The 25158-nt window shown below is 66.9% G+C and carries 25 protein-coding genes and 1 tRNA gene; 12 read left to right on the top strand and 14 right to left on the bottom strand.

Annotated elements, in window-relative coordinates; genetic code table 11:
* Positions 1-86 precede the first annotated feature (86 nt).
* The 4 genes from boxC to ASC78_RS23335 all read left to right on the top strand — a co-directional run bounded on the left by boxC (position 87) and on the right by ASC78_RS23335 (position 5098).
* Positions 87-1763: a 2,3-epoxybenzoyl-CoA dihydrolase gene (boxC, locus tag ASC78_RS23350; RefSeq protein ID WP_055807053.1), complete on the top strand. Its 1677-nt coding sequence runs from the start codon at positions 87-89 to the stop codon at positions 1761-1763.
* A 35-nt stretch (positions 1764-1798) separates the two neighbouring features.
* A complete protein-coding gene (boxB, locus tag ASC78_RS23345) occupies positions 1799-3226 on the top strand; it encodes a benzoyl-CoA 2,3-epoxidase subunit BoxB (RefSeq protein ID WP_055807050.1) in 1428 nt (475 codons plus the stop codon).
* A 125-nt stretch (positions 3227-3351) separates the two neighbouring features.
* Entirely contained in the window at positions 3352-4644 is a 1293-nt protein-coding gene (gene boxA / locus ASC78_RS23340) for a benzoyl-CoA 2,3-epoxidase subunit BoxA (RefSeq protein WP_055807048.1), read from the top strand.
* Positions 4645-4654: 10 nt separating this feature from the next.
* On the top strand, positions 4655-5098 hold the full coding sequence (locus ASC78_RS23335) for a MaoC family dehydratase (RefSeq protein ID WP_055807044.1): 444 nt from the start codon (positions 4655-4657) through the stop codon (positions 5096-5098).
* A gap of 70 nt (positions 5099-5168) precedes the next feature.
* Here the strand turns inward: ASC78_RS23335 and ASC78_RS23330 are convergent, their stop codons facing one another.
* Entirely contained in the window at positions 5169-5696 is a 528-nt protein-coding gene (locus ASC78_RS23330; RefSeq protein WP_055807041.1) for a hypothetical protein, read from the bottom strand.
* A gap of 246 nt (positions 5697-5942) precedes the next feature.
* On the opposite strand from ASC78_RS23330, the gene ASC78_RS23325 reads away from it, so the two are divergent.
* A tRNA-Gly gene (locus ASC78_RS23325) sits at positions 5943-6018 on the top strand.
* A 58-nt stretch (positions 6019-6076) separates the two neighbouring features.
* Here ASC78_RS23325 and fahA read toward each other — a convergent pair.
* The 7 genes from fahA to ASC78_RS23290 are packed head-to-tail and all read right to left on the bottom strand — an operon-like array spanning position 6077 to position 12267.
* Positions 6077-7399: a fumarylacetoacetase gene (fahA, locus tag ASC78_RS23320; protein ID WP_082517639.1), complete on the bottom strand. Its 1323-nt coding sequence runs from the start codon at positions 7397-7399 to the stop codon at positions 6077-6079.
* A 19-nt stretch (positions 7400-7418) separates the two neighbouring features.
* Positions 7419-8225, bottom strand: coding sequence for a cyclase family protein (locus ASC78_RS23315; RefSeq protein ID WP_055807038.1), 807 nt, complete (start codon positions 8223-8225; stop codon positions 7419-7421).
* Positions 8226-8267: 42 nt separating this feature from the next.
* Entirely contained in the window at positions 8268-9059 is a 792-nt protein-coding gene (locus ASC78_RS23310) for an ABC transporter permease (RefSeq protein WP_055807035.1), read from the bottom strand.
* On the bottom strand, positions 9056-9826 hold the full coding sequence (locus ASC78_RS23305; protein ID WP_055807032.1) for an ABC transporter permease: 771 nt from the start codon (positions 9824-9826) through the stop codon (positions 9056-9058). Before ASC78_RS23305 ends, ASC78_RS23310 begins: the two co-directional genes overlap by 4 nt.
* Positions 9819-10601 carry an ABC transporter ATP-binding protein gene (locus ASC78_RS23300; protein ID WP_055807030.1) on the bottom strand — a complete coding sequence of 261 codons (783 nt, stop codon included), beginning with the start codon at positions 10599-10601 and terminating at the stop codon, positions 9819-9821. The genes ASC78_RS23305 and ASC78_RS23300 overlap by 8 nt, the downstream gene beginning before the upstream one ends.
* Positions 10598-11542: an ABC transporter substrate-binding protein gene (locus tag ASC78_RS23295; protein ID WP_055807027.1), complete on the bottom strand. Its 945-nt coding sequence runs from the start codon at positions 11540-11542 to the stop codon at positions 10598-10600. Before ASC78_RS23295 ends, ASC78_RS23300 begins: the two co-directional genes overlap by 4 nt.
* The gene (locus tag ASC78_RS23290; protein ID WP_055807024.1) at positions 11539-12267 is read right to left on the bottom strand and encodes a TetR/AcrR family transcriptional regulator; all 729 of its coding nucleotides are present in this window, start codon (positions 12265-12267) and stop codon (positions 11539-11541) included. Before ASC78_RS23290 ends, ASC78_RS23295 begins: the two co-directional genes overlap by 4 nt.
* A 100-nt stretch (positions 12268-12367) precedes the next feature.
* Here ASC78_RS23290 and ASC78_RS23285 point away from each other — a divergent pair, with 100 nt between their 5' ends.
* Positions 12368-14362 carry an acetoacetate--CoA ligase gene (locus ASC78_RS23285; protein WP_055807021.1) on the top strand — a complete coding sequence of 665 codons (1995 nt, stop codon included), beginning with the start codon at positions 12368-12370 and terminating at the stop codon, positions 14360-14362.
* A gap of 4 nt (positions 14363-14366) precedes the next feature.
* Here ASC78_RS23285 and ASC78_RS23280 read toward each other — a convergent pair whose 3' ends face one another.
* The 3 genes from ASC78_RS23280 to ASC78_RS23270 form a co-directional block, all read right to left on the bottom strand.
* On the bottom strand, positions 14367-15080 hold the full coding sequence (locus ASC78_RS23280; RefSeq protein WP_055807018.1) for a 2OG-Fe(II) oxygenase: 714 nt from the start codon (positions 15078-15080) through the stop codon (positions 14367-14369).
* Between the two features lie 68 nt (positions 15081-15148).
* Positions 15149-15553, bottom strand: coding sequence for a phage holin family protein (locus ASC78_RS23275; protein ID WP_055807015.1), 405 nt, complete (start codon positions 15551-15553; stop codon positions 15149-15151).
* A 62-nt stretch (positions 15554-15615) separates the two neighbouring features.
* The gene (locus tag ASC78_RS23270) at positions 15616-16536 is read right to left on the bottom strand and encodes a LysR substrate-binding domain-containing protein (protein WP_055807012.1); all 921 of its coding nucleotides are present in this window, start codon (positions 16534-16536) and stop codon (positions 15616-15618) included.
* A 186-nt stretch (positions 16537-16722) separates the two neighbouring features.
* On the opposite strand from ASC78_RS23270, the gene ASC78_RS23265 reads away from it, so the two are divergent.
* From ASC78_RS23265 to ASC78_RS23250, 4 genes are all read left to right on the top strand, one after another.
* Positions 16723-17922, top strand: coding sequence for an acyl-CoA dehydrogenase (locus ASC78_RS23265; RefSeq protein ID WP_055807009.1), 1200 nt, complete (start codon positions 16723-16725; stop codon positions 17920-17922).
* Between the two features lie 6 nt (positions 17923-17928).
* Positions 17929-19164 carry a CaiB/BaiF CoA transferase family protein gene (locus ASC78_RS23260; RefSeq protein WP_055807007.1) on the top strand — a complete coding sequence of 412 codons (1236 nt, stop codon included), beginning with the start codon at positions 17929-17931 and terminating at the stop codon, positions 19162-19164.
* A gap of 19 nt (positions 19165-19183) precedes the next feature.
* A complete protein-coding gene (locus ASC78_RS23255) occupies positions 19184-19612 on the top strand; it encodes a VOC family protein (protein ID WP_055807003.1) in 429 nt (142 codons plus the stop codon).
* Positions 19613-20050: 438 nt separating this feature from the next.
* Complete coding sequence (locus tag ASC78_RS23250; protein ID WP_157634516.1) at positions 20051-20458, top strand: hypothetical protein; 408 nt, start codon at positions 20051-20053, stop codon at positions 20456-20458.
* Here ASC78_RS23250 and ASC78_RS23245 read toward each other — a convergent pair.
* Positions 20455-20913 carry a CopD family protein gene (locus ASC78_RS23245; RefSeq protein ID WP_055806998.1) on the bottom strand — a complete coding sequence of 153 codons (459 nt, stop codon included), beginning with the start codon at positions 20911-20913 and terminating at the stop codon, positions 20455-20457. The genes ASC78_RS23250 and ASC78_RS23245 overlap by 4 nt on opposite strands.
* A 98-nt stretch (positions 20914-21011) precedes the next feature.
* Here ASC78_RS23245 and ASC78_RS23240 point away from each other — a divergent pair, with 98 nt between their 5' ends.
* Positions 21012-21860, top strand: coding sequence for an isocitrate lyase/PEP mutase family protein (locus ASC78_RS23240; RefSeq protein WP_055806995.1), 849 nt, complete (start codon positions 21012-21014; stop codon positions 21858-21860).
* Between the two features lie 16 nt (positions 21861-21876).
* Entirely contained in the window at positions 21877-22506 is a 630-nt protein-coding gene (locus ASC78_RS23235; protein ID WP_055806992.1) for a uracil-DNA glycosylase family protein, read from the top strand.
* On the opposite strand, the gene ASC78_RS23230 is transcribed toward ASC78_RS23235, so the two are convergent.
* A complete protein-coding gene (locus ASC78_RS23230) occupies positions 22452-24125 on the bottom strand; it encodes an amidohydrolase (protein ID WP_055806990.1) in 1674 nt (557 codons plus the stop codon). The genes ASC78_RS23235 and ASC78_RS23230 overlap by 55 nt on opposite strands.
* A gap of 2 nt (positions 24126-24127) precedes the next feature.
* Positions 24128-25117: a tripartite tricarboxylate transporter substrate binding protein gene (locus ASC78_RS23225; RefSeq protein WP_055806987.1), complete on the bottom strand. Its 990-nt coding sequence runs from the start codon at positions 25115-25117 to the stop codon at positions 24128-24130.
* Between the last annotated feature and the right edge of the window lie 41 nt (positions 25118-25158).

Here is a 25158-nt window from a genome sequence, read left to right as displayed (position 1 = left end):
TGTTCGCATGCAGCATGATGCATGTCATCGGAACCAGAAGATGCATTATTCTTCCGGTTTGCATCTGGCCCACAGGAGACTTCCGTATGACCGAGAACACGACCCTTCAGGCGCCTCCGCGCGTCGACTACCGCATCGAACCCACGCAATACAAGCACTGGAAGCTCAGCTTCGAAGGCTCGGTAGCGCGCCTGGTGCTCGACATCGCGGAAGACGGCGGCATTCGCCCCGGCTACAAGCTCAAGCTCAACAGCTACGACCTGGGCGTGGACATCGAGCTGAACGACGCGCTGAACCGCGTGCGCTTCGAGCACCCCGAAGTGCGCAGCGTGATCGTCACCAGCGGCAAGGACCGCATCTTCTGCTCGGGCGCCAACATCTTCATGCTGGGCGTGTCGAGCCATGCATGGAAGGTGAACTTCTGCAAGTTCACCAACGAGACGCGCAACGGCATCGAAGACACGTCGAAGCACTCGGGCCTGAAATTCATCGCGGCCGTGAACGGCGCCTGCGCCGGCGGCGGCTACGAGCTGGCATTGGCCTGCGACGAAATCCTGCTGGTGGACGACCGCTCCTCGGCCGTGTCGTTGCCCGAAGTGCCGCTGCTCGGCGTGCTGCCCGGCACCGGCGGCCTCACCCGCGTGACCGACAAGCGCCATGTGCGCCATGACCTCGCCGACATCTTCTGCACCAGCGTCGAAGGCGTGCGCGGCCAGCGCGCGGTCGAGTGGCGCCTGGTCGATGCCGTGGCCAAGCCGGCACAATTTGCCGCCGCCGTGCAGGAGCGCGCCGCACAGCTCGCCGCCGGCAGCGACCGCCCCGCGGGCGGCAAGGGCGTGGCGCTGACCCGCCTCGAGCGCGAGGAAACCGCCAACAGCCTCAGCTATTCGCACGTCGACATCCAGATCGACCGCAGCAAGCGCACCGCGACCATCACCATCAAGGCGCCCACCGGCGTGCAGCCCGCGGACATCGCCGCCATCGAAGCGGCGGGCGCCGCCTGGTGGCCGCTCGCAATGTGCCGCCAACTGGACGACGCCATCCTGAACCTGCGCACCAATGAGCTCGACATCGGCACCTGGCTGCTCAAGACCGAAGGCGACGCAGAGGCCGTGCTCGCATCGGACGCCGTGATGCTCGCCAACAAGAACCACTGGCTGGTGCGCGAAACCATCGGCGCGCTGCGCCGCACGCTGGCGCGCCTGGACGTGTCATCGCGCAGCCTGTTCGCGCTGGTCGAAGCGGGTTCGTGCTTTGCCGGCACGCTGGCCGAGGTTGCATTTGCGGCCGACCGAACCTACATGCTGGCACTGCCCGACGATGCCGCGCGCGCACCGAAGCTCGTGCTGAATGAATTCAACTTCGGCTTCTACCCGATGGTGAACGACCAGAGCCGCCTGCAGCGCCGCTTCTATGAAGAAGCCGCGCCGCTCGACGCCGCACGCGCCGCGGCCGGCAAGCCGCTCGATGCCGACGAGGCGCTGAAGCTCGGCCTCGTCACTGCCGCGCCAGACGACATCGACTGGGAAGACGAGATCCGCATCGCCATCGAAGAGCGCGCCGCCATGTCGCCCGATGCGCTCACCGGCCTGGAAGCCAACCTGCGCTTCGCCAGCAAGGAGAACATGGCCACCCGCATCTTCGGCCGGCTCACCGCCTGGCAGAACTGGATCTTCAACCGCCCCAACGCCGTCGGCGAAAAGGGTGCGCTGAAGGTCTACGGCACCGGCGAGAAAGCCGGCTTCGATTTGAACCGCGTCTGACGAAACCGCAGTCCCGCACAACCCTAGGAACAACGATGAGCACGATCAACTACAGCGAGAAGATCCCCAACAACGTCAACCTCGGCGAGGACCGCACGCTGCAGCGCGCGCTCGAAGGCTGGCAGCCCAACTTCATCAATTGGTGGGACGACGTGGGCCCCGAGGGATCGACCAACCACGAGGTGTACCTGCGCACGGCGGTGAGCGTCGATCCGCAGGGCTGGGCGCAGTTCGGCCACGTCAAGATGCGCGACTACCGCTGGGGCATTTTCCTGAACCCGGGCGATGCCAACCGCGAGATCCATTTCGGCGACCACAAGGGCGAGAAGGCCTGGCAGGACGTGCCCGGCGAACACCGCGCCAATCTGCGCCGCATCATCGTGACGCAGGGCGACACCGAACCCGCATCGGTCGAGCAGCAGCGCCACCTGGGCCTGACTGCGCCGAGCATGTATGACCTGCGCAACCTGTTCCAGATCAACGTGGAAGAAGGCCGCCACCTGTGGGCCATGGTCTACCTGCTGCACAAGCACTTCGGCCGCGACGGCCGCGAGGAAGCCGAGGCGCTGTTGCAGCGCACCTCGGGCGACGTGGACAACCCGCGCATCCTGGGCGCCTTCAACGAGAAGACGCCCGACTGGCTCGCGTTCTTCATGTTCACCTACTTCACCGACCGCGACGGCAAGTTCCAGCTGGCCGCGCTGGCCGAGAGCGCGTTCGATCCGCTCGCGCGCACCACGAAGTTCATGCTGACCGAAGAAGCGCACCACATGTTCGTGGGCGAAAGCGGCGTCTCGCGCGTCCTGGCGCGCACCGCACAGGTCATGAACGAGCTCAAGACCGACGATGCGCAGAAGGTGCGCGCGGCCGGTGCCATCGACCTGGGCACGATCCAGCGCTACCTGAACTTCCACTACAGCGTGACCATCGACCTGTTCGGTGCCGACCAGTCGAGCAACGCCGCCATCTTCTACAGCTCGGGCCTGAAGGGCCGCTACGAAGAAGGCAAGCGCGGCGACGACCACGTGCTCAAGGGCCAGACCTACAAGGTGCTCGAGGTGAAGGACGGCCAGCTCCTGGAGAAGGAAGTGCCGATGCTCAACGCGCTCAACGAAGTGCTGCGCGACGACTTCATCAAGGACTCCGTGGCCGGCGTGGGCCGCTGGAACAAGGTGCTCGAGAAGGCCGGCATCCCAACCCGCCTGACGGTGCCGCACAAGGCCTTCAACCGCCAGATCGGCGCACTCGCCGGCATCAAGATGTCGCCCGAAGGCCGCGTGGTGAACGAGGTCGAATGGGCCGCCAAGAGGGACGAATGGCTGCCGAGCGCCGAAGACTTTGCTTTCGTGGCATCGTTGATGGGCCGCGTGGTGGAGCCGGGCAAGTTCGCTGGCTGGATCTCGCCGCCGGTGATGGGCATCAACCGCCAGCCGGTTGATTTCGAGTACGTGCGTTTCGGTTGATTGGGGTATTACTCCCTCTCCCCTCGGGGAGAGGGCAGGGGTGAGGGTAGGCGGCGTCCCCACGACAAGCTGCTGCCCCCTCACCCTGACCCTCTCCCCAAGGGGCGAGGGAAAGGAGAAAAAACATGGACATGGCCGTTGAAGCCGGAGTGATCAAGCAGCACCTGATCGACCCCGAGATCTGCATCCGCTGCAATACCTGCGAGGCCACCTGCCCCGTCAACGCGATCACGCACGACGACAACAACTACGTCGTGCGGGCCGACATCTGCAATGGCTGCATGGCCTGCATCTCGCCGTGCCCCACGGGTTCGATCGACAACTGGCGCACGATGCCGCTGGTGCGCGCCTACTCGATTGAAGAGCAGCTCACATGGGAGTCACTGCCCGCAGAGCTTTCGCCCGAAGAGCTCGAAGCCGCGGGCGTGTCCGCCGAAGCGGCTGGCGATGCAGCAGCCGCCGTGCCCGCGCAGACCCAGGCGCAAGCCCAGGCCGCGGTCGAATCCGTCGAGTCGGTTTTCAACTCGGCGCAGTACGGCGCCACCGTGCCCCCATGGTCGGCGGCGCACGCCTACACCAACCTCTTTCCGCCCAAGTCTCCGACAACTGCCACCGTGGTCGGCAACTTCAACTGCACCGAGGCGGGCTTCGACAGCGAGACGCACCACATCGTGCTCGACTTTGGCGTGGTGCCGTTCCCGGTGCTCGAAGGCCAATCCATCGGCATCGTTCCGCCGGGCGTCGATGCCATTGGCAAACGCCACCATGCGCGCCAGTATTCGGTCGCCAGCCCTCGCAACGGCGAGCGGCCCGGCTACAACAACGTCTCGCTCACCGTGAAGCGCGTGACCGAAGACCATCAAGGCCAGGCGGTGCGCGGACTGTGCTCCAACTACGTCTGCGACCTGAAGGTGGGCGACACGGTGCAGGTGGTCGGGCCTTTCGGTTCGTCGTTCCTGATGCCGAATCATCCCAAGTCGCACATCGTGATGATCTGCACCGGCACCGGCAGCGCACCGATGCGCGCCATGACCGAATGGCGCCGGCGCCTGCGCAAGAGCGGCAAGTTCGAAGGCGGCAAGCTCATGCTGTTCTTCGGCGCGCGCACCCAGCAGGAGCTGCCGTACTTCGGCCCGCTGCAGTCGCTGCCCAAAGACTTCATCGACATCAACCTCGCGTTCTCGCGCACGCCGGGACAGCCCAAGCGCTACGTGCAGGACCTCATGCGCGAACGCGCCGCCGACCTGGCCGCGCTGCTGAAAGACGGCGCAAGCCACTTCTACGTGTGCGGACTCAAGAGCATGGAAGAAGGCGTGGTGCTCGCTTTGCGCGATGTCGCCAAGGAAGCCGGGCTCGACTGGGACACAGTTGGTGCCGCATTGAAGCGCGAAGGCCGCCTGCACCTCGAAACGTACTAAGCTGCGGCGAATGAAGTTCGCCGACTTCCATGAGGGCCAGGTCATCGAGGCCGGGCCCTATGTCGTTTCCGAAACGGAACTGATCGGCTTCGCGCAAGCCTACGACCCGCAGTGGTTCCATACCGATCCTGTGGCTGCTGCGGACAGCGCCTTTGGCGGACTCATCGCGAGTGGCTGGCACACCTGTTCGATCGCGATGCGCCTCGTGGTCGAGGCCGCGCTCGAAGGCTCCGAGTCGTTCGCGTCGCCGGGGCTCGAGCATGTGCGATGGCCGCACCCGGTGCGGCCAGGCGATGCCTTGCGGCTGGTGGCCGATGTCATCGAAGCGCGGCGTTCCGAGAAGCGTCCCACGCTCGGCATCCTGCGCTGGCGCTGGCGGCTCTTCAATCAGCGCGAACTCATGGTGCTCGATGTAGAAGTGACGAGCCTGTTCAGGCTCGAGCCGCCCGCCTGATTCGCCGAACAAAAAGAAGCCCGCAACGCGCGGGCGCTGCGGGCTTCATGGGCGCTACGGCCCAAGCGTCTTACTTCGTGACGTCGACGGCGCCCGAGCCCTTCGCCTTGCCGCTGGCCTTCACGCCGGCGCCTGAAGGCTTCACCGCGCCGCCGGCCGAGCCCACAGCGCCGGTTGCGCTGTTCAGCGTGCCGCCCACGGTGTTCGTGACGCCGCCTGCCGCATTGGTGGCGCCGCCGACGGCGCCCGTCGCACCGCTCACAGCCCCGGTGGCACCGCCGACCGTATCGGTCGCTTTGCCCACGGCACCCGTTGCACCGCCCACCACACCGCCGAGCGTGTTGCCCAGCCCGCCTGCTGCACCGCCGGCATTCCCGCCAGTGGAGGTGCCGGAGGTGCCAGCCGTTGCGGCGGTTCCCGCCCCTGCGCCTGCACTGCCCTGGGCCGGTGCGGTCTTGACGGCACCCGAGGTGTTGACATCGGCATTCACGCCCACGCCGACACCCACGCCTTGTGCCTGTGCGAAGCCGCTCATGGCGAGAAGGCCTGCGAGCAAGGCGCCGACGACGATGGACTTGTGTTGTTGTTGCTGCTTCATAGGTGACTTTTCCTTTCGTTTGAAGATGGCCGGTGACTCGGCCAGAACCGGCTTGGGGCCAGTTCGGTCGCTACCGTCGCGGGCCGCTCCTATGTCGCCATGTGCGAGATGGCCGCTCGCTCTTGTGGGACCTCTCCGTCGTCGGAAACCGGGGTTCGTGCGTTAGGGCCGCGGCTCTTGATGGTGTTCGAAACCTGAGCGGTCAAAGGTGCCCCAAAAATCCCTCTATAATTCGACTCCTGAAATGCGGGAATAGCTCAGTTGGTAGAGCGCAACCTTGCCAAGGTTGAGGTCGAGAGTTCGAGACTCTTTTCCCGCTCCACATTTCATGCAAAAGGCCACCTCACCGGTGGCCTTTTCTTTTGGGCGCTGCAAAATCTTCAGCCTCTTGCGGGCAGCACCGTCCCACGGCTTTCGCCGAACCCGATGCGCGCGTGCCCCGGCTTTTCGCACCAGCCGCGCAGCAGCACGGCATCGCCGTCTTCGAGGAAACCGCGCTCTTCGCCATTGGCCAGCGTGACCGGGCTTTGCGCGGCACGCGTCAATTCGATGATGGCGCCGGCCTCTCCCGGACCTGGCCCCGAGATGGTCCCGCTGCCGAACAGGTCGCCCGGATTCAGGCTGCAGCCGCCCACCGTGTGGTGCGCCACCATCTGCGCCACGCTCCAGTACTGGTGCTTGAAGCTCGTGCGCGAAAGGCGAGAAGGCCCGCTCTTCTCATTGCGCGCCTTCTCGCTTTCGAGCCATACCTCGAGGCGGATGTCGATGGCGCCGCTTTCGCGGTTCGACGGGCCTTCCAGGTAACCGAGCGGCTGCGGTTCGTTAGCCGGCCGAGTCCAGGCTTGGCGATACGGCGCAAGCGCCTCCATCGTCACGATCCACGGCGAGATGGTGGTCGCGAAGTTCTTCGCAAGAAAGGGCCCGAGCGGTGCCATCTCCCAGAACTGGATGTCGCGCGCTGACCAGTCGTTGAGCAGGCAGATGCCGAAGATATGTTCTTCCGCGCGTTCGAGCGGAATGGGCTCGCCCGTCGCGTTGCCTTCGCCGACCCACACGCCCAGCTCCAGTTCGTAGTCGAGCCGCGCACAGGCGTGGTACGTGGGCGCCTTTGCGCCCGGCGCCATCGTCTGGCCCATGGGCCGATGAAAGCGCTGGCCGCTGACGCCGATGGTCGATACGCGCCCGTGGTAGGCCGTGGGAATCCAGCGGAAGTTGGGCGTCACATCGCCATCGGGATTCATCAGCCGGCTGATGTTCAGCGCATGGTCGATCGAGGTGTAGAAGTCGGTGTAGTCGCCGATGCGCGCGGGCACCGTGTATTCGACCTCGGCCTGCGGCACCAGGCACTCGCGCACGGCATGCACCGTGGCGGCAGGTGCATCACCCCGCAGCAATGCGAACACCGCGTGGCGCAACGCACGCCATGCGGCGCCGCCGAGCGCGAAGAAATCGTTCAGCGCCGGCAGCGCGGCGGCACGCGCCGCATCGAGCGCGAGACCATCGAGCAATTGGCGTGCTGAGAGCGCCGCCATGTCGAGCACCTGGTCGCCAATGGCCACGCCACCGCGAAATGGCTCCGGACTGCCTGTGCGGCGAAACACCGCGTAGGGCAGGTTCTGGATCGGGAAGTCGGTTCCTTCGATATTCGCCGTGTCGATCCAGCTCTTTGCGCCGGCATCGTGCGTGTGGTTGAGCGCAATCATCTGTCCATGCCTCCCTCTTTCAGACCGACGCCATCAGCGCGTCGTCGAAGATCGCCACCGCGCGCGTCCACCCGGCCGACGCGCCGCGGATCTTGTGCGGAAAGCAGCTGATGAAAAAGCCCGTGGGCGGCAGCACCTCGAGGTTGTGCAGCTTCTCCAAGTGGCAGTAGCCGATGTCGCGGCCGGCCTTGTGGCCTTCCCAGATCAGCGAGGCGTCCTGCGTCTCGCCGTATTTCTTGGCCGTGTGCACGAAGGGCGCATCCCAGCTCCATGCATCGGTGCCCGTGAGGCGCACGCCGCGCTCCAGCAAATACATGGTCGCTTCGTAGCCCATGCCCGCGCCGGCCGAGACGTAGTCGGGGTGGCCGTAGCGCGACCCCGCGCGCGTGTTCACCACCACGATCTCCAGCGGGCTCAGCGTGTGGCCGATGCGCTTGAGCTCGGCCTCGACGTCATCAGCGGTCACCACGTAACCATCGGCGAAATGCCGGAAGTCGAGTTTCACGCCGGGCTGGAAGCACCATTCGAGCGGCACCTCGTGAATGGCGATGGCGGGCTTCTTCTCGCCCAGCGCCTTGTCCATGGTCGAGTGGAAGTGATAGGGCGCATCGAGGTGCGTGCCGTTGTGCGTGGAGAGCTGCACCAGCTCCACGGCCCAGCCTTCGCCATCGGGCAGGTCTTCTTTCTTCAACCCCGGAAAGAAGGGCTCGATCTGCTCGTACGTTTGCTCGTGCGTGAAGTACTGGATCTTCGGCGCGAAGGCCGGCGGGTCGGACAGCACATCGTTTTCGAGAAAGATCGAAAGGTCGACGAATTTGCGTGGCATGGTGGGGGCTCCTTGCAGGGTATTGATGTTGGAGTGAAGAGTTCAGGGCTGCTGCCAGCGCAGCAGGCGCTTCTCGGCAAAGGCCAGCAGCGCGTTGCTCACGAAGCCAATGAGCCCGAGCAGCACGATGCCGGCGAACAGGTCGCTGGCGCGAAACGCGCGCGCCGCAAGAAGAATGGCCTGGCCCAGCCCGCTTTGCGAGGCAATCATTTCGCCCACCACTGCAACGATCAGCGCAATGGTCAGCGCGAGCCGCATGCCGGCCAGGATGTCGGGCATCGCGTTGGGCAGGCCCATCTTCCAGACGAAAGCCGCACGCGACATCTGCAGGCATCGCGCCACCTCCGACAGCCGCGGCTCCACCGCCGCAAAGCCGTGCACCGTGGCCAGCAGCACCGGCCACATTGCGCCGAACGCCACCACGAACAGCACCATGCCGGGGTTCAGCCCGAAGATCGAAATGGCCAGCGGCAGCAGCGCCGAAGCGGGCAGGGGGCGGATGAATTCGAGCGTCGGCTGCACCCATGCGCGCACCGCAGGCGATACGCCGATCGCCGCACCCAGCAGCACGCCGAAGAGCGAGGCCAAAAGCCAGCCCTGCACCATGCGGCCGACGGTGGCCTGTGTGAAGGCGAGCAGCTCGCCGTTGCCCGAACCGCCTGAGAGATTGAGCCCATCAAGCAGGCTTGCGAAAGTGGCTTGCGGTGTCGGCAGGAACACGCGGCTCAACCAGCCCGCGTTGCTTGCCATCCACCAGAGCGCAACGAATGCGCACAGCACGGCGAACGATCCGAGCCAGTTCAAGCCCGCGAAGCGGCGGTTTCCGGCGTTCATGGCTGCACCCCCATGCGCCGCGCGACCACGCGCTGCAGCAGCAGCATGCCCGCGTTGACCGCAAAGCCCACCACGCCGATCCAGCCCAGCCACGCGAGCATCAGCGCGGGATCGAAGCTCTGCTGCGCAATCATCATCGCGTAGCCCATGCCGTTGGGATTGGCGGCGATCTCTACCGTGACCGCCACCACCAGCGCCACAGCCACGCCGAGCCGCAGCGCAACGAACAGGCGCGGCACGATGGCCGGCAGCACGATCTTGAAAGCCCGCTCTCGCGCCGAGAGACCCAGCACGCGGCTCACTTCGAGCAGCCGCGGTTCGATCTGCTGCACCGCCGACTGCACCAGCACCAGCAGCGGCCAGAAGGTGGCGAAGGCGACGATGGCCAGCTCCATGCGCACGCCGAATCCGAAGGTCAGCATCGCGAGCGGAATCAGCGCCACGGAAGGCACGGGTCGCAGCACCTCGATCGACATTGAGCCCAGCTGCGCCGCGCGGCGCGAGAGCCCCAGCACCAGCCCGAATGCGATGCCGAGCACCGCGCCCAGCAGCAGCCCGAGCGCGGCCGTGCCGAGCGTGAAGCCCGTGGCCTGCCAGAGCGAGCCATCGAGCGCTGCGCCGACGAAAGCCTTGGCCGCCGCACTCGGCGGTGCGAGCGCATCGCTGCCCAATGCGGACGCACGGCGCGCATACCACTCGAAGGCGCCGATGAGCACGGCCGGAAAGATCCACGGCCGCAGCCAGCGAAAGAAGCCGCGTTCAGTCATGGCCCTGCTCGATAAAAGCGAACAGCTCACGCCGCAACTGCAGATACTCCGGATGCTCCTTCGTCGTGAGCTGGTCGCGCGGGCGCGGAATCTTCACGTCGATCATCCGCGCGAGGCTCGGCCGGCCCGGCCCCGGATTGGCCTGCAGCGCGATCACGCGGTCGCCGAGGTAGATGGCTTCTTCCAGGTCGTGCGTGACGAACAGCACCGTCAGCCCGTCGTCGCGCACCAGCCGCGCGAGTTCGTCCTGCAGGCTCTGGCGCGTGAGTGCATCGAGCGCGCCGAAGGGTTCGTCCATCATCATCAGCTCGGGCTTCTGCGCCAGGCAGCGGGCAATCTGCGCGCGCTGCTGCATGCCGCCCGAAAGCTGCACCGGAAACTTCTGTGCATGTTTCGAAAGGCCCACCTTGCCGAGCACGTCGGCAATGCGCGGCGCGCGCTCGGCGGCGGGCACGCCGGCCGCTTCGAGTGCGAGGCTCACGTTGCCTTCGACCGTGCGCCAGGGCAGCAGCGCGCGGCCGTAGTCCTGGAACACGAAGGCCACTTCGCGCGAGGGCTCCGTCATCTTGACGCCGTTGCGCCGCACCTCCCCGGCGCTCGCGGTCACGAGCCCGCTGGCGGCACGCAGCAGCGTGGTCTTGCCGCAGCCGCTCGGGCCGACGATGCAGACGAATTCGCCGCGCGCAACGTCGAACGAAGTTGGCGACAGGATCTCGCGGCCCCCGAGCCGGATCGCGACGCCGTCGAAGCGAAGAAAGTCGGCGGCAGCGTTCACTTGGCGATCAACTTCGCGACGTCGATGGGGGTCTTCAGCATGTCCTGGTCCTTCATCAGGCCGACCCAGTAGCCCAGCTGCTTCTCGTTCACCATGGCGCCGGGCGGCGAGATCTGGATCTTCGCGAGCACCTCGGGCGGTAGCTTGATGTACTTGCCGATGGCCGCGCGCACCTTGGCGTCGTTCTTCGGCTGCTGCATGAAGGCCGCGGCCTCGACCAGCGACTCGCGGAATGCGCGCGCGGCGGCGGGGTTCTTCGCCACCCATTCGCGCTTGGCCGCATGCACGATGGTCTGGTTGTTCTCCGGCAGGAAGGTGGAGTAGTACGAAGCCACGTAGCCCGCGCCACTTTCGGTGATGCGGCTCATGAACGGATCGGCCGACACCACCGCATCGACCGAGCCGCCGCGCAGCAGGTCGGCATGCTGCGGAAACGAGGCCTCGACGAAGTTGACCTTGCGGTAGTCCACGCCGCTGTCCTTGAGCCAGGCGCGGAAGGTCACGTGCAGGAACGCGCCGAGCCCGGGCACGCCGATCTTCTTGCCCACGCAGTCCTGCGGGCTCTTGATGCCCGAGCCGGCGCGCGCCACCAGGCCGAAGCCCGTGATGGTCTTCGACGTGAGCCCGCCGCCGGCCACCAGCACCAGGTCTAGCCCGCCGTCCACCGCCTGCAGGAACACCGAAGGCGTGGGCCCGCCGATCTGCAGCGAGTCGGACTGCAGCGCCGCGGGAATGGTGGAGTTGAGCGGAATGAACTTCAGCTCCACGTCGAGGTTGCGCTTCTTGAAGTAGCCTTCTTCGGCGGCCACGAAGACCGAGGCGAAGTCGGACACGGCCGTGTAGCCGAACACGATTTTCGGATTCGATTGGGCGCGTGAAGGCAGCGCCGCGGCGGCCGCTGCGGCGGCCAGCGCCGACAGCAGGGTGCGTCTTTTCATCATGTCTTTTGTCTCCTGGAGGTGGTTTTCTTTGGCGGTGCCTTGGGCCGCGGCAGCGCGGCGCGCAGCCCGCCGACGATGAAGTTCACGAGCATCGGCGCCACGGCCGGGTCGCTGCGCCGGTTCTCGCCGTGCGAGAGCCGCTCGATGCGGCTGTCGTTCAGGTGATGCAGCAGCGCCCCGAGCGAGAACTGGTAGCCCCAGGCGGCCTGCCCGCGCGTGGCGTGCGGCAGCGCGACGTGCAGCGCGTCGATGTAGGCCTCGGCCAGCGGATCGAAGTAGCCGCGCAGCACGCGGTCGGCTTCCTCGGTGGCGTGGTAGAGCTCGCGCGCCACCAGCAGCGCGTAGTACTCGCCCTCGGCGCTCGCGCGCAGCGCCAGCACCGGCCCGGTGAAGGCCTCGATGATGCGCGGCAGCGTGCGCGCGTCGTCGGGGTCGTTGTTCACCGCCTTGAGGCCCGCGAGCCGCTCCTCGATGCTGTGGCTCCAGTGCTCGAAGATGGCGTGGAAGAGCTCGTGCTTGGGCCCGAAGTAGTAGCCCACCAGCGCCAGCGGCACGGCGGCTTCCTCGGCAATCTGCCGGATGGTGACCGCGTGGTAGCCGTGCTGCGCAAAGAGTTTCTCCGCCGCCAGCAGGATCGCGTGGCGCCGGTCGGGCCGGGCCGCTTCGGCGGTTGCGGCCGCGGCACGGTGAGCGCTTCGTTTGACGGTCGGAGTGCGGGCATTCATGGGGCTGTATTGAACGTCTGTACAAAACTATTGAACACACGTACAAACCCTGAGGTCAACCCCGATTGAGCAGCGCGTAGCGCGGCATTACGCTTTACGCATGTCAGCCCCCAACATCCCCCAGATCCGCCTCTACCAAGACTGGCTGCGCGAGAAGCGCGGCCTGTCGTTCGACACCTATGACGCGCTGTGGCGCTGGTCCGTGACCGACCTCGACGCCTTCTGGCAGAGCATCTGGGACTACGTCGGCATGCGCTCGCCCACACCGCACACCGCGGTGCTGGCCGATGCGCGCATGCCCGGCGCCAAGTGGTTCCCCGGTGCACAGGTCAACTACGCACGCGAGGTGCTGCGCCATGCCGATGCGGCCCATGCGGCCGGCATGCCCGCCATCGTGAGCGACAACGAGCTCGGCGAAGTGCGCGAGCTGTCCTGGCCCGAGCTGCGCCGCCAGGTGGCCTCGGCCGCGCTCACGCTGCGCTCGCTGGGTGTGCAGCGCGGCGACCGCGTGGCCGCCTACATGCCCAACGTGCCCGAGACCATGGTGGCGTTTCTCGCGTGCACGAGCATTGGCGCGGTGTGGAGCGTGTGCGCGCCCGACATGGGCACGGCCGCCGTGGTCGACCGCTTCCGCCAGATCGAGCCCACGCTGCTGATTGCCGCCGACGGTGTGTATTACGGTGCCAAGCCTGTCGACCGCAGTGCCGTGGTGCAGGAGCTGCGCGGCGCGCTGCCCAGCGTGCAGAAGCTGCTGCTGCTCCGCACGCCGCATGCCGCGCAGCAGCTTGCCGCCGATGCCGACTGGGATGACGCCATTGCACGCAACGACGCCGAGGTGGCGGCCTTCGAACCCGAATGGCTGCCCTTCGACCATCCGATCTGGATCGTCTATTCGAGCGGCACCACCGGCCTGCCCAAGCCCATCGTGCACGGGCAGGGCGGCATCATCATGACGATGTATGCCTGCGGCATGCACAACGACGTCGGCGCGAGCTACGGCGCCAACAACTTCGGCGAACGCTTTCACTGGTACAGCTCGACCGGCTGGGTCATGTGGAACTGCCAGCTCTCGGGCCTGGCCTTCGGCGCCACCATCGTCATCTACGACGGCCATCCGGCCGGCAGCAAGGAGAAGCCCGACTGGGCCGTGCTGTGGCGCTTCGTCGCGAAGCACCGCATCACCTTCTTCGGCGCCGGCGCGGCCTACTTCACCAACTGCATGAAAGCCGGTGTGGTGGCGTCCGAATGCGGCGACCTGTCGCGCGTGCGCGCGCTCGGCAGCACCGGCTCGCCGCTGTCCGAAGACGTGCAGCGCTGGGGCACGGCGCAATTGCGGGCCGCCGGCGCCAGCGACGTGTGGTGGTGCAACATCTCGGGGGGAACCGACTTTTGCGGCGCCTTCGTGGGAGGCAACCGCGAGCTGCCCGAGGTGCCCGGCCAGATGCAGTGCCGGCAGATCGGCCACGCGGTCGAGGCATGGAACGAAAACGGCCAGCCCGTCATCGGCGAAGTGGGCGAGCTGGTCTGCACCCGGCCCATCCCGTCGATGCCGCTGTACTTCTGGGGCGACGAAGGCAATGCACGCTACCTGTCGAGCTACTTCGACACCTACCCTGGCGTCTGGCGCCACGGCGACTGGATCAAGATCGGCGAAGACGGCGGCTGCGTCATCTACGGCCGCAGCGACGCCACCATCAATCGCCAGGGCCTGCGCATGGGCACCAGCGAGATCTACAGCGCCGTGGAGGCCTTGCCCGAAGTGCTCGACTCGATGGTGGTCGATCTCGAATACCTCGGCCGCGAAAGCTACATGCCGCTCTTCGTGGTGCTGCGACCCGGCGTGGCGCTCGACGACGCCATGCGCGCAAAGATCAACGGCGCGATCAAGACATCGCTCTCGCCACGCTTTCTGCCCAACGACATCTTCCAGGTGGACGAGATTCCGCGCACGCTCACCGGCAAGAAGCAGGAGCTGCCGATCAAGAAGCTGCTGCTGGGCCAACCGATCGAGAAGGTGGTCAACCGCGAGGCCATGGCTAACCCCGCGTCACTCGGTTGGTACGTGGAATTTGCGGCACGGCGCGCGGCGTCGTGAGGCGCTAGCGCGCGTCGTGGAAGATGATGCCCAGGGTATGGCGCCGCCCTGAGCGCACGCGGCTCACGCCATGGCGCATCGTCACGCGGTAGGTGCCGCGCGTGCCCGCCACCGGCCGCTGGTTGACCGCGAAGATCACCGCTTCGCCCTGCGCGAGCGCCACCACCTCGGCGCGTGACTGCATGCGCGGCCGCTGTTCGGTGAGCACGAACTCGCCACCGGTGAAATCTTCGCCCGGCCGGCTCAGCAGCACCGTGAGCTGCAGCGGAAACTGCAGGTCGCCGTACAGGTCCTGATGCAGGCAGTTGTAGTCGCCCTCGCCGTAGCGCAGTAGCAGCGGCGTGGGGCGCAGCTGCCCCGCCGCACGGCAGCGCGCGAGGTAGGCGGCATGGTCCGCCGGATAGTCGGCGGGTTGGCCCATCGCGGCGGCCCACGCATCGGCAAGCGGCGCAAGGCGCTCGTACAGCGCGCTGCGCCATGAGGCCACGACCGGCGGCAGCGGGTTGGCAAAGTACTGGTACTCGCCTTGCCCGAAGCCATGCCGCTGCATCACCACGCGGCTGCGGAAACGGTCCGGTTCCTCATAGAGAGCAGCCAGCGCGCTGCATTCCTCCGGGCTGAAGATCACGCCCGTGGTTGCAGAGCCGCGCGTCGCGAGGTCGCTTTCGATGCGGGGCCAATCGAGGGCAGCAACGGAATGTTCGGCAGAGATCGGCATGCCGCCAGTGTGCGTCCGGCGCGGTTCAGGCGCTCGCTGTTTCCGGACATGGGTGCAGCCCTACAGGCCTACAGCCACTTGCCGCTGCCCGTCGGCATCTGGATGGTCGTTGCCGGGTCGCCGCTGTTCACCAGCGAATCGATCCCGATGCTCAGGAGCGAGATGAAGATGCTCGCGAAGAACGCCGTCCAGAAGCCCGAGAGCTTGAAGCCGCGCACCATTGCGGCCACCAGCATGATCATCAGCGCATTGATCACCAGCAGGAAGAGGCCGAGGGTCAACAGCGTCAGCGGCAGCGTGAGCACGATCAGGAGCGGCTTGACAATGGCATTGGCAAGGCCCAGCAGCAGGGCCGAGATCACGAGCGCGGAAGTGCTCTCGAACTTGATGCCGCGAAAGATCAGGCTGGCCACCCACAGCGACAGCGCGGTGATGGCCCAGTGCACGAGAAAGGGAGCGAGGTTGTTCAGCATGGTGTGTGTGAGGGGCGGAAGACGGTCCGCGGGGCGATGCGGACCATCATATCGACAGCCTCTTACGGCGAGCCGCGCCGCGCTTCGCCCAGCAGCCAGTCGCTGAAGAACTTCAGCAGCGGACGCTGGTCGGCGCGCTCGGGTGTCACGAGGTAGTAGTTGCGCTCGCCCGAGAGCGGCCGCGCGCAGGCCACCACCAGCTCGCCACGCGCAAGCTCGTCGGCCACCAGCATGGTGGGCATCAGCGCCACGCCGAGCCCGTGCGAAGCGGCCGCGGCCAATATGGAAAACAGCTCGTAGCGCGGCCCGCCGCGCGCGTTGGGCGCATCGATCTGCTGCGCATCGAACCACTGGCGCCAGCCGTCGGGCCGCGTGCTCTGCTGCAAGAGCGGCATCTGCGCGATGGCCGCGGGCGACACGGCGTTGCCCTTGCGCCCGGATGACGGCAGCAGCGAAGGACTGCACACCGGCACCACGTCTTCATGCATCAGCAGAAGCGCCCGCGTGCCGGCCCAGTTCTCGACCTGCGCGGGCGTGCCGGCGTACAGCGCGGCGTCGAACTCCGCATCGGCAAAGAGAAAAGGGCGCGTGCGCGTCTCGATGTGCACCACCACGTCAGGCTGCAGCGCCGCAAAGCCCTTCAGGCGCGGCATCAGCCAGCGCGTGGCAAAGGTGGGCACGGCCGCCAGCGAGAGCGAGCCGCCTTCGCCCTGGTGCGCCATGGCATCGAGCGTGTCGCGCTCCATCGCTTCGAGCCGCTTGGTGATCTGCCGCGCATAGGCCGCGCCGCTGGCCGTGAGCGCCACGCCATGGCGGGTGCGGCGGAACAGCGCCACGCCCAGGAAGGCTTCGAGCGTGCCGATCTGGCGCGACACGGCGCTTTGCGTGAGCGCGAGTTCCTGCGCGGCGCGGGTGTAGCTCTCATGGCGCGCGGCCGCGTCGAAGCACACGAGGGTCTGCAGGGGCGGGATCTTGCGGCGCATGTATGCCGGTAGTGTATGACTGGAGTGGTGCTACTACCAATGGAAACGGGATTGCGAGCCCATGCAAGATGTGTGTTCAGCGCATATCTGGGTGAGGATTCATCGTTTGCGCCCGGCCCTTTGCATGGCTAGGATCGACCCCATTCCCCCTCTCTTTCGTTTTTCCCCAATACCGGAGACAGCCACATGGCCGCCAAAGCGCAATTCCACTGGGACGACCCCCTTCTTCTCGACCAGCAACTGACCGACGAAGAACGCATGATCCGCGACGCGGCCAATGCCTACTGCCAGGAGCGCCTCGCGCCCCGCGTCATCGAAGCCTTCCGCACGGGCGAGACCGACCCCGCCATCTTTCGCGAAATGGGCGCGCTCGGCCTGCTGGGCCCGACCATTCCAGAGCAGTACGGCGGCCCCGGCCTCAACTACGTGGCCTACGGCCTGATCGCCCGCGAAGTCGAGCGCGTGGATTCGGGCTACCGCTCGATGGCCAGCGTGCAGAGCTCGCTCGTGATGGTGCCGATCTTCGAATTCGGCACCGAGGCGCAAAAGCAGAAGTACCTGCCCAAGCTCGCCACCGGCGAATGGATCGGCTGTTTCGGCCTGACCGAACCCGACCACGGCTCCGACCCCGGCAGCATGGTCACGCGTGCCAAGAAGGTGCCGGGCGGCTATTCGCTCAGTGGCGCCAAGATGTGGATCAGCAATTCGCCGATCGCCGACGTGTTCGTGGTGTGGGCCAAGGAAGTCAGCGAAAGCGGCACCGTGGGTCCGATCCGCGGCTTCGTGCTCGAGAAGGGCATGAAGGGTCTCTCCGCCCCTGCCATTCACGGCAAGGTCGGCCTGCGCGCCAGCATCACCGGCGAGATCGTGATGGACGGTGTGTTCTGCCCCGAAGAAAACGCATTCCCTGAAGTGCAAGGCCTGAAGGGCCCCTTCACCTGCCTCAACAGCGCGCGCTACGGCATCTCGTGGGGTGCAATCGGCGCCGCCGAAGACTGCTGGCACCGCGCCCGCCAGTACACGCTGGACCGCAAGCAGTTCGGCCGCCCGCTCGCCGCCAACCAGCTCATTCAAAAGAAGCTGGCCGACATGCAGACCGAAATCACGCTGGGCCTGCAAGGCAGCCTGCGCCTGGGCCGCATGAAGGACGAGGGCACGGCCTCGGTCGAGATCACCTCGATCATGAAGCGCAACAACTGCGGCAAGGCCCTCGACATCGCCCGCCTGGCGCGCGACATGATGGGCGGCAACGGCATCAGCGACGAATTCGGCGTGGCCCGCCACCTGGTGAACCTCGAAGTGGTGAACACCTACGAAGGCACGCACGACATCCACGCGCTGATCCTCGGCCGCGCCATCACGGGCATTGCAGCCTTCGCGAACTAAGCACGCATGGCCAAGCCCGCAGCACTCGACGGCATCAAGGTCCTCGATCTGTCCCGCGTGCTCGCGGGCCCGTGGTGCACGCAGATCCTCGCGGACCTGGGCGCCGACGTCATCAAGATCGAGCGCCCCGGCGTGGGCGACGACACGCGCACCTGGGGCCCGCCGTTCATCAAGGACGCGAACGGCAACGACACCGACCAGGCAAGCTACTTCACCGCGTGCAACCGCAACAAGCGCTCGGTCACGGTCGACATGGCCACGGCCGACGGACAAGCCTTGCTGAAGCAGATGGCGGCGCAGGCCGACATCGTGGTGGAGAACTTCAAGACCGGCGGCCTCAAGCAATACGGTCTCGACCACGAGGCCCTGCGCGCGGCCAACCCGCGCCTCATCTATTGCAGCGTGACCGGCTTCGGCCATGACGGCCCCTACGCAGAGCGCGCGGGCTACGACCTGATGATCCAGGCCATGACCGGCATGATGAGCATCACCGGCCGTCCCGACGACGTGCCCGGCGGCGGCCCGCTGCGCGTGGGCGTGGCGCTCACCGACCTGTTCACCGGCGTCTATGCGAGCACCGCCATCCTCGCGGCGCTGCAGGTGCGCGACCGCACCGGCGAAGGCCAGCACATCGACATGGCGCTGCTGGACGTGGGCATGGCCATCCTCGCCAACCAGGCCAGCGCATTTCTCAACACCGGCAAGGCACCCGAGCGCCAGGGCAACACGCACCCGAGCCTGGCGCCTTATCAAGATTTTCCGACGCTGGACGGCTCGATGCTGCTGGCCATCGGCAACAACGGCCAGTTCGCGCGCTTCTGCGAAGCGGCCGGCCACGCGGAGTGGGCGGCCGATGCGCGCTTTGCGAGCAACACGCTACGCGTGAAACACCGCGGCGTGCTCATCCCGATGATGGAAGAGCTCACGCGCACTCGCACCACTGCCGACTGGGTCACGCTGCTCGAGGACAAGGCCGTGCCCTGCGGGCCAATCAACGACATCGCGCAGGCCTTCGACGATGCGCAAGTCAAGTCGCGCGGCCTGGCCGTCACGCTGCCGCGTGATGCGGGTGACGGCATCGAAAGCATCACCGGCGTGGCGAGCCCGCTGCGCCTCACGGCCACGCCGCCCGTGCTGCGCCACGCACCGCCCGCTCTCGGGCAACACACGCGCGAGGTGCTGGCCGAGTTCGGCATCGACGCTGCGCGCTTCGATGCGCTGCGCTCGGCGGGCGTCGTCTGAAGACGAGGGAAGGGAAGCCATGACCGGCTCGATGCGCCCGCCGTTCTCGGTGCTGCGCATCGACCACGTCGTGCTGCGCGTAAAGGACGTCGAGCGCGCCATCGCTTTCTATCGCGACGTGCTGGGCTGCGAGATTGAAAAGCAGCGTGACGACCTGGGGCTCGTTCACTTGCGCGCCGGCTCGAACCTCATCGACCTTGTCACGCACGACGGTCCGCTCGGCCGGCAGGGCGGCGCCTTGGCCGGCAAGGAAGGGCGCAACGTCGATCACTTCTGCCTGCGCATCGAGCCCTTCGATGAAGCAGCGATTCGCGACTTGATGGCACAGCACGGCGTGCCGGTGCACGGCGAGGTGCAGAACAATTTCGGCGCCGAGGGCAACGGCCCGTCGATCTACATCGCCGACCCTGATGGCAACGGCGTCGAACTCAAGGGCGCGGCGGGCTGAGTTCTGTTCGTCGCGGTTTTAGGGTCGGCGCTGGTGTTCGTTCAGGGCGGCGCACCCGCCGACGGGGTACCTTGCTCCGCGAATGTCCCCCGGCCTGCGGCCTCCTCCTTTATTTCGCTGCGCAAGGCACCCCATCGACGGGAGCGTGATTCAGAGTAGTCGTTGATCGGCGGTGCACTGGCAGCGCGCCCATGTGCACAGGGCGCCGGGTGCTCCGCGCAGCGAAATAAAGGAGGAGGGGCGCAGCCCCGGGGGACATTCGCGGAGGGGAGTACCCGGTGTCCTGTGCACACGCCCCGCACCTCGACTGCCGCTCAGCCCCTTGAGCTTCGCGGAGAATCGACGCGCGCCATCGCGCACATCTGCCGCGCAGTATCTGCAGCATGGTGGGTGTCGTGACCTACAAGCTGGGCGAGCGCCAATAAGGAATCCCGGGCGATGACTCATATGGAAAAGGTCGAGGCGGTCGCTGTGCCGACCGCCCTCGATGGCCAGACTACCTGGGAGATCGTGCGTGTCGAGTACGCGCTGCAGCAACTCACAGTCGTCGCCCAGGATGCAAAAAGCGATACGTCGATCAGGGTCAGGTTCGACGGCGTCGTGGCCTATCGGGTCATGGACGAGCGCGACCTGGGCGAATACTGGCCCGCCTGTTCCCTGCCAAACGGATGGGTCTACTCGATTCGATCGGGTGGTTGGCTGTCACAGGAGTCGGTGCGCCCCGGCAGCTGCGTCGGGTTGTTCTACCCCGGTGTCCATGAATACCTGGTGGCCGGATTCACCGATTGCGTCTCCGTTCTTTGCACCAGCGAGCCGCGGGTCGAATTGGACCGCGGCAACAGCTAGCTCGCGCGCCCCAGGATCGCCACCCCGAACACCACCACGCCGAGCGCGAGGTTCAGGCTCACCAGCTTGCGGATCATGTCGAGCCGCCCGGCCGCTACGGGCCATGCACTCTCGTCCACCGCGCGCCGCAGGGCCTTGAACACCGAGGCGCGGATGTACACATAGATTCCGGCCATCACGATGGCGATGCTCATCATGGCCTCGACGCGCCAGTGCACCGTGCGGAAGCCGCCCGTGAGCAGGATCATGGCCACGCCCGTCACGAACAGCAGCGTGACCGCCGCATCCACGCCGACGAAGAAGCGCCGCAGCGCCGCCGCCATGGTGCGCAGGCGCAGCGGCGGCTCCAGCGTGGCCACGGCGGCGGGGCGCACCGCGAAGTGCAGGGTGGCCATGCCGCCGACCCAGAAGGCGGCGGCGAGAAGATGGATGAAGAGCAGGATGACGTTGAGCATGGGGACCGATCAGAACACCGAAAGGTGCAGACGCGCAATGTCCGCCGCGTTGCGTTAAAAACCCATCTTTCGACGCAAGAAAGAAAGACGAGGCTTTCATGACCCGCACCACCGCGCAGAAGCGCGCCGACTTCCGCGCGCTTCACGCGCAAGGCTGTTTCGCCATCCCCAATCCCTGGGACACGGGCAGCGCACGCTACCTGCAGGGCCTGGGCTTCAAGGCGCTGGCCACCACGAGTTCGGGCCATGCGTGGTCGCAGGGCCTGTCCGACGGCGCCCAATCGCGCGACGTCGTGCTGGCGCACCTGCGCGACATCGTCGCCGCGACCGACCTGCCCGTGAACGCGGATTTCGAAAATGGCTTCGGGGCCAATCCGCAAGCCGTGGCAGAGAGCGTGCGGCTGGCGCTCGACACCGGCGTGGCGGGACTGTCGATCGAGGACTCGACCGGCGATGCGGCGAATCCGCTCTTCGAGATCGGCGTTGCGGTCGAACGCTTGCGCGCGGCACGCGGTGCCATCGATGCGGCCGGCGGCGACACGCTGCTGGTGGGCCGAGCAGAAAATTTCTTCGTCGGCCGGCCCGACCTCGACGACGCCATCGCGCGGCTCAAGGCCTATGCCGAGGCGGGTGCCGACTGCCTCTACGCGCCGGGCATCCGCACGCGCGAGCAGATCGCGGCGGTGGTCGCCGCGGTTGCGCCCAAGCCCGTCAACCTGCTGATCGGCTGGGCCAGCGAGCTCACCATGCAGGACATTGCAGAACTCGGCGTGCGGCGGGTCAGCGTGGGAGGCGCGCTCGCACGCGCGGCCTGGGGCGGCTTCGACCGCGCCGCGCGCGCACTCGCCGAGCAGGGGCGCTTCGACGGCTTCGCGGGCGCTGCGGCGGGTGCGGACCTCGATGGGTTCTTCAGGCCGTTCTCCGCGCCCGCTGCCTCCTCCAGGTAGCGCGTTCGCTGGCGTCATGGACGCGCTCCTCGCGGAAATCCGCAACTGCCAAGCCTGCGCCGCGCACCTGCCGCTCGGCCCGCGGCCAGTGCTGCAGGCCAGCGCCAGCGCGCGTCTGCTGATCGTCGGCCAGGCGCCCAGCATGACGGTGCACGCCACCGGCGTGCCGTGGGACGACAAGAGCGGCGAGCAGTTGCGCCGCTGGCTCGGCATCGAGCGCGAGGTGTTCTACGACGCCACGCAGGTCGCGATCATGCCGATGGGCTATTGCTACCCGGGCCGAGGCAGCAGCGGCGATCTGCCGCCGCGCAGGGAATGCGCCGAGCTGTGGCATGAGCGCCTGCTCGCGCAGCTGAAGAACATCGAGCTGACGCTGCTGATCGGCCAGTACGCGCAGCGCCATTTCCTGGGCACGGCGCGTAAGGGCAACGTGACCGAAACCGTCGAGGCCTTTGCAGAGTACGCGCCCCGCTTCATTCCGCTGCCGCATCCGTCGCCGCGCAACACCGGCTGGTTCAAGCACCATCCGTGGTTCGAAAGCGATGTGTTGCCGGTGCTGCGAGAGCGCGTACAGCGGGCGCTCGCTCAACCCTATGGCGCCACCGCGACCGAGGTGCCCGCTGCATCGAAAGGCCGCGCGGCATAGACGACTCGCCCGCCCATCACCGTCATCAGCGACACCGTCTTGCCGATGCGCTCCACCGGCACCGCGAAGAAGTCCTGGTCGAGGATCGCGAAGTCCGCGAGCTTGCCGACCTCCAGCGTGCCGCGCTTCGCCTCGTCGAAGCTGAACCATGCGCTGCCCGCCGTGTAGAGCCGCAGCGCCTGTTCGCGCGTCGGTGTTTCGTCGGGGCCTCGCATGGGCTTGCCGCTCACGGTCTTGCCGTCGAGCATCCATTGCAGCGCGACAAAGGGGTTGTACGACGCCACACGGTGCGCATCGGTGCCGGCGCCCACGTTCACGCCCGCGCGCAATGCGCTGCCGATCGGTGGCATGCGGCGCGCCGCCTCGCCGCGCACCGAGAGTGCACGGTCGCCCTGGAAGTACATCGCGTCCTGCATCGTCCAGCCGATGCCCAGCGCCTTCATGCGCGCCAGGGTTTTGGGCGAGGCGTCGTCGAGGTGGGCGATCGACCAGCGCAGGTCCTTGATCGGCACCTCGGCATTGAGCTTTTCGTACAGCCCGAGCAGATGATCGACCGATCCGTTCTCCTGCCAGTGGATGGTGACGGCCAGCTTGCGCATCGCCGCCCACTTGATCAGTTCGTAAAACTTCTCCTTCGCCGCCCCGTCGGGAAAATTGTTGTTGTACATCGCGAGCGTCACGCGTTCGCCAAGGCCGTTGAACTTCAGCATGTCGTCGCCAAAGCCCATCGGCAGCATCTGCGTCAGCTCGCGAAACTCCTGCAGCTCGGCGCCGGGCTTCTGCGCGAACACGCTGTAGGCCACGCGCAGCGTCAGCGCCTTTTCGCGCCACAGCTCGAACAGCGCCGCATAGTGAGAAGGCGCAATGCTGAAGCCGCCCGGGTCCACCAGGCCGGTGATGCCGAGGCGGTTCAGCTCGCTGAAGAAGGCGCGTGTGCCGGCCACGTTGTCGGCGTAGGTCGGCTTGGGCAGCTTGTCGAACAGGGCCGAGATGCCGATGATGTCCCCCGTCATCCAGCCCGGTGCGCCATCGGCCGCGGGCTTCATGCCGGCCGGCAGCGTGCTCGCGGGAACCCCGAGTGCTTCGAGCGCCTTCGGCGTCATCACCACCGCTTCGTAGAAGAGCTGCACGTACACCGGATGCTCCGGCGCGGCCTCTTGCAGCTCGGCCATGGTGGGACGGCGGCGCTCGGCAAACTGCTGCTCGGTCCAGCCGCCCGCGACGATGAGCCAGCCGCCGGGCCGCGCACGCGAGGCCGCGGTGCGGATGCGCGCCATGGCTTCGGCGATGCTGCCGGCGCCGATCCAGTTGACCTCGGTCGAGTAGCTCAGCGCTGCGCGCACCGCGTGCATGTGGGAGTCGATGAGCCCCGGAATCACGGTACGCCCGCCGGCATCGACCATGCGGGTGTTCGGTCCCGAGAACGCGCGCATCTCGCCGGCACCGCCGACGGCCACGATGCGGCCTTCGCGCACGGCCAGTGCCTGCGCGGTGGTCGAGGCGGCGTCGAGCGTCGCGATCTTCGCGTTGGTGACGATGAGATCGGCCGGCTGTGCCTGCGTGCCGATCGGCAGCAGCAACGCGGTGGCCGCAGCCATCGCCAAAAAGGTGCGCAGCATGCTCAATCCACCTTGATGCTGGCTGCCTTGACCACCTGCTGCGCCTTGGCCGTTTCGTCGGCGATGAACTTGTTGAACTGCGCCGAGGGCATGGTGAAGGGCTCCGCGCCGAGCTTGTCGAGTCGCTCCTTCAGCTCGGGCGAGGCCATGATCTTCGCGACCTCGGCCTGCAGGCGGTCCACCACCGGTTGCGGCGTCTTCCCGGGGGCGAAGAGCCCGACCCAGAACAAATACTCGGAGCCCGGCACACCGGCTTCCACCGTGGTGGGTGCCTCGGGCAGCGCGGGCGAACGCTTGGCCGTGCCGACCGCCAGCGCCTGCAGCTTGCCGGCCTTGATGAGCGGCAGGGCCGACACCATCGGTGCGAAGAACCAGTCGACGCGCCCGGCCATCACCTCGGTCATGGCCTCGGGCGTGCCGCGGAAGGGCACGTGCTGCGCATCGACCCCGCCCGCGAGGCGGAACACTTCGGCGTTCATGTGCGTGGCCGAGCCGTTGCCCGCGGAGCCATAGTTGAGGCTACCCGGCTTGGCCTTCGCCTTGGCGACAAGGTCTTGCACGTTCGCGAAGTGCGAAGGCGCAGTAACCAGCACGTTGGGCAAGCTCGCCATCGGCGTGATGCCTGTGAAGTCCTTGATGGTGTCGTACGACAAACCCTTGTAGATCCACGGATTCACGAGGTGCCCCGCCGAATGCACCAGCAGCGTGTAGCCGTCGGCGGGCGCCTTGGCCGTGATGGCCGCGCCGAGCGTGCCGCCCGCACCGGGCTTGTTGTCGACCACCACGCTGGTGCCCAGCACGGGCCCGAGCTTCTCGGCCACCAGCCGCGCGACGATGTCGGTACCGCTGCCCGCGGTGAAGGGCACGACCAGCTTGATGGGTTGTGTGCCCGGCCATGCGCCCTGCGCGTGGGCGCCGCCGAACGCGCATGCCGCGAGTGCGGCGGCCATCGTGAGCGCCTGCCGGCGGCTCAGGTTGAATGTCTTCTTCATGCGTCTTGTCTCCGTTGATTTGTTTGGGTGAGCGATGAATG

This window comes from Variovorax sp. Root318D1, assembly GCF_001424835.1.
Taxonomy (GTDB): Bacteria; Pseudomonadota; Gammaproteobacteria; order Burkholderiales; family Burkholderiaceae_C; genus Variovorax.
Note: the sequence above shows the minus strand (reverse complement) of the source record. Positions and strands in the feature narration are given on the sequence as shown.

Coding starts and splice junctions, on each gene's coding strand:
- boxC (WP_055807053.1), top strand. CDS start 87: ATGACCGAGAACACGACCCTTCAGGCGCCTCCGCGCGTCGACTACCGC.
- boxB (WP_055807050.1), top strand. CDS start 1,799: ATGAGCACGATCAACTACAGCGAGAAGATCCCCAACAACGTCAACCTC.
- boxA (WP_055807048.1), top strand. CDS start 3,352: ATGGACATGGCCGTTGAAGCCGGAGTGATCAAGCAGCACCTGATCGAC.
- ASC78_RS23335 (WP_055807044.1), top strand. CDS start 4,655: ATGAAGTTCGCCGACTTCCATGAGGGCCAGGTCATCGAGGCCGGGCCC.
- ASC78_RS23330 (WP_055807041.1), bottom strand. CDS start 5,696: ATGAAGCAGCAACAACAACACAAGTCCATCGTCGTCGGCGCCTTGCTC.
- fahA (WP_082517639.1), bottom strand. CDS start 7,399: ATGATTGCGCTCAACCACACGCACGATGCCGGCGCAAAGAGCTGGATC.
- ASC78_RS23315 (WP_055807038.1), bottom strand. CDS start 8,225: ATGCCACGCAAATTCGTCGACCTTTCGATCTTTCTCGAAAACGATGTG.
- ASC78_RS23310 (WP_055807035.1), bottom strand. CDS start 9,059: ATGAACGCCGGAAACCGCCGCTTCGCGGGCTTGAACTGGCTCGGATCG.
- ASC78_RS23305 (WP_055807032.1), bottom strand. CDS start 9,826: ATGACTGAACGCGGCTTCTTTCGCTGGCTGCGGCCGTGGATCTTTCCG.
- ASC78_RS23295 (WP_055807027.1), bottom strand. CDS start 11,542: ATGATGAAAAGACGCACCCTGCTGTCGGCGCTGGCCGCCGCAGCGGCC.
- ASC78_RS23290 (WP_055807024.1), bottom strand. CDS start 12,267: ATGAATGCCCGCACTCCGACCGTCAAACGAAGCGCTCACCGTGCCGCG.
- ASC78_RS23285 (WP_055807021.1), top strand. CDS start 12,368: ATGTCAGCCCCCAACATCCCCCAGATCCGCCTCTACCAAGACTGGCTG.
- ASC78_RS23280 (WP_055807018.1), bottom strand. CDS start 15,080: ATGCCGATCTCTGCCGAACATTCCGTTGCTGCCCTCGATTGGCCCCGC.
- ASC78_RS23275 (WP_055807015.1), bottom strand. CDS start 15,553: ATGCTGAACAACCTCGCTCCCTTTCTCGTGCACTGGGCCATCACCGCG.
- ASC78_RS23270 (WP_055807012.1), bottom strand. CDS start 16,536: ATGCGCCGCAAGATCCCGCCCCTGCAGACCCTCGTGTGCTTCGACGCG.
- ASC78_RS23265 (WP_055807009.1), top strand. CDS start 16,723: ATGGCCGCCAAAGCGCAATTCCACTGGGACGACCCCCTTCTTCTCGAC.
- ASC78_RS23260 (WP_055807007.1), top strand. CDS start 17,929: ATGGCCAAGCCCGCAGCACTCGACGGCATCAAGGTCCTCGATCTGTCC.
- ASC78_RS23255 (WP_055807003.1), top strand. CDS start 19,184: ATGACCGGCTCGATGCGCCCGCCGTTCTCGGTGCTGCGCATCGACCAC.
- ASC78_RS23250 (WP_157634516.1), top strand. CDS start 20,051: ATGACTCATATGGAAAAGGTCGAGGCGGTCGCTGTGCCGACCGCCCTC.
- ASC78_RS23245 (WP_055806998.1), bottom strand. CDS start 20,913: ATGCTCAACGTCATCCTGCTCTTCATCCATCTTCTCGCCGCCGCCTTC.
- ASC78_RS23240 (WP_055806995.1), top strand. CDS start 21,012: ATGACCCGCACCACCGCGCAGAAGCGCGCCGACTTCCGCGCGCTTCAC.
- ASC78_RS23235 (WP_055806992.1), top strand. CDS start 21,877: ATGGACGCGCTCCTCGCGGAAATCCGCAACTGCCAAGCCTGCGCCGCG.
- ASC78_RS23230 (WP_055806990.1), bottom strand. CDS start 24,125: ATGCTGCGCACCTTTTTGGCGATGGCTGCGGCCACCGCGTTGCTGCTG.
- ASC78_RS23225 (WP_055806987.1), bottom strand. CDS start 25,117: ATGAAGAAGACATTCAACCTGAGCCGCCGGCAGGCGCTCACGATGGCC.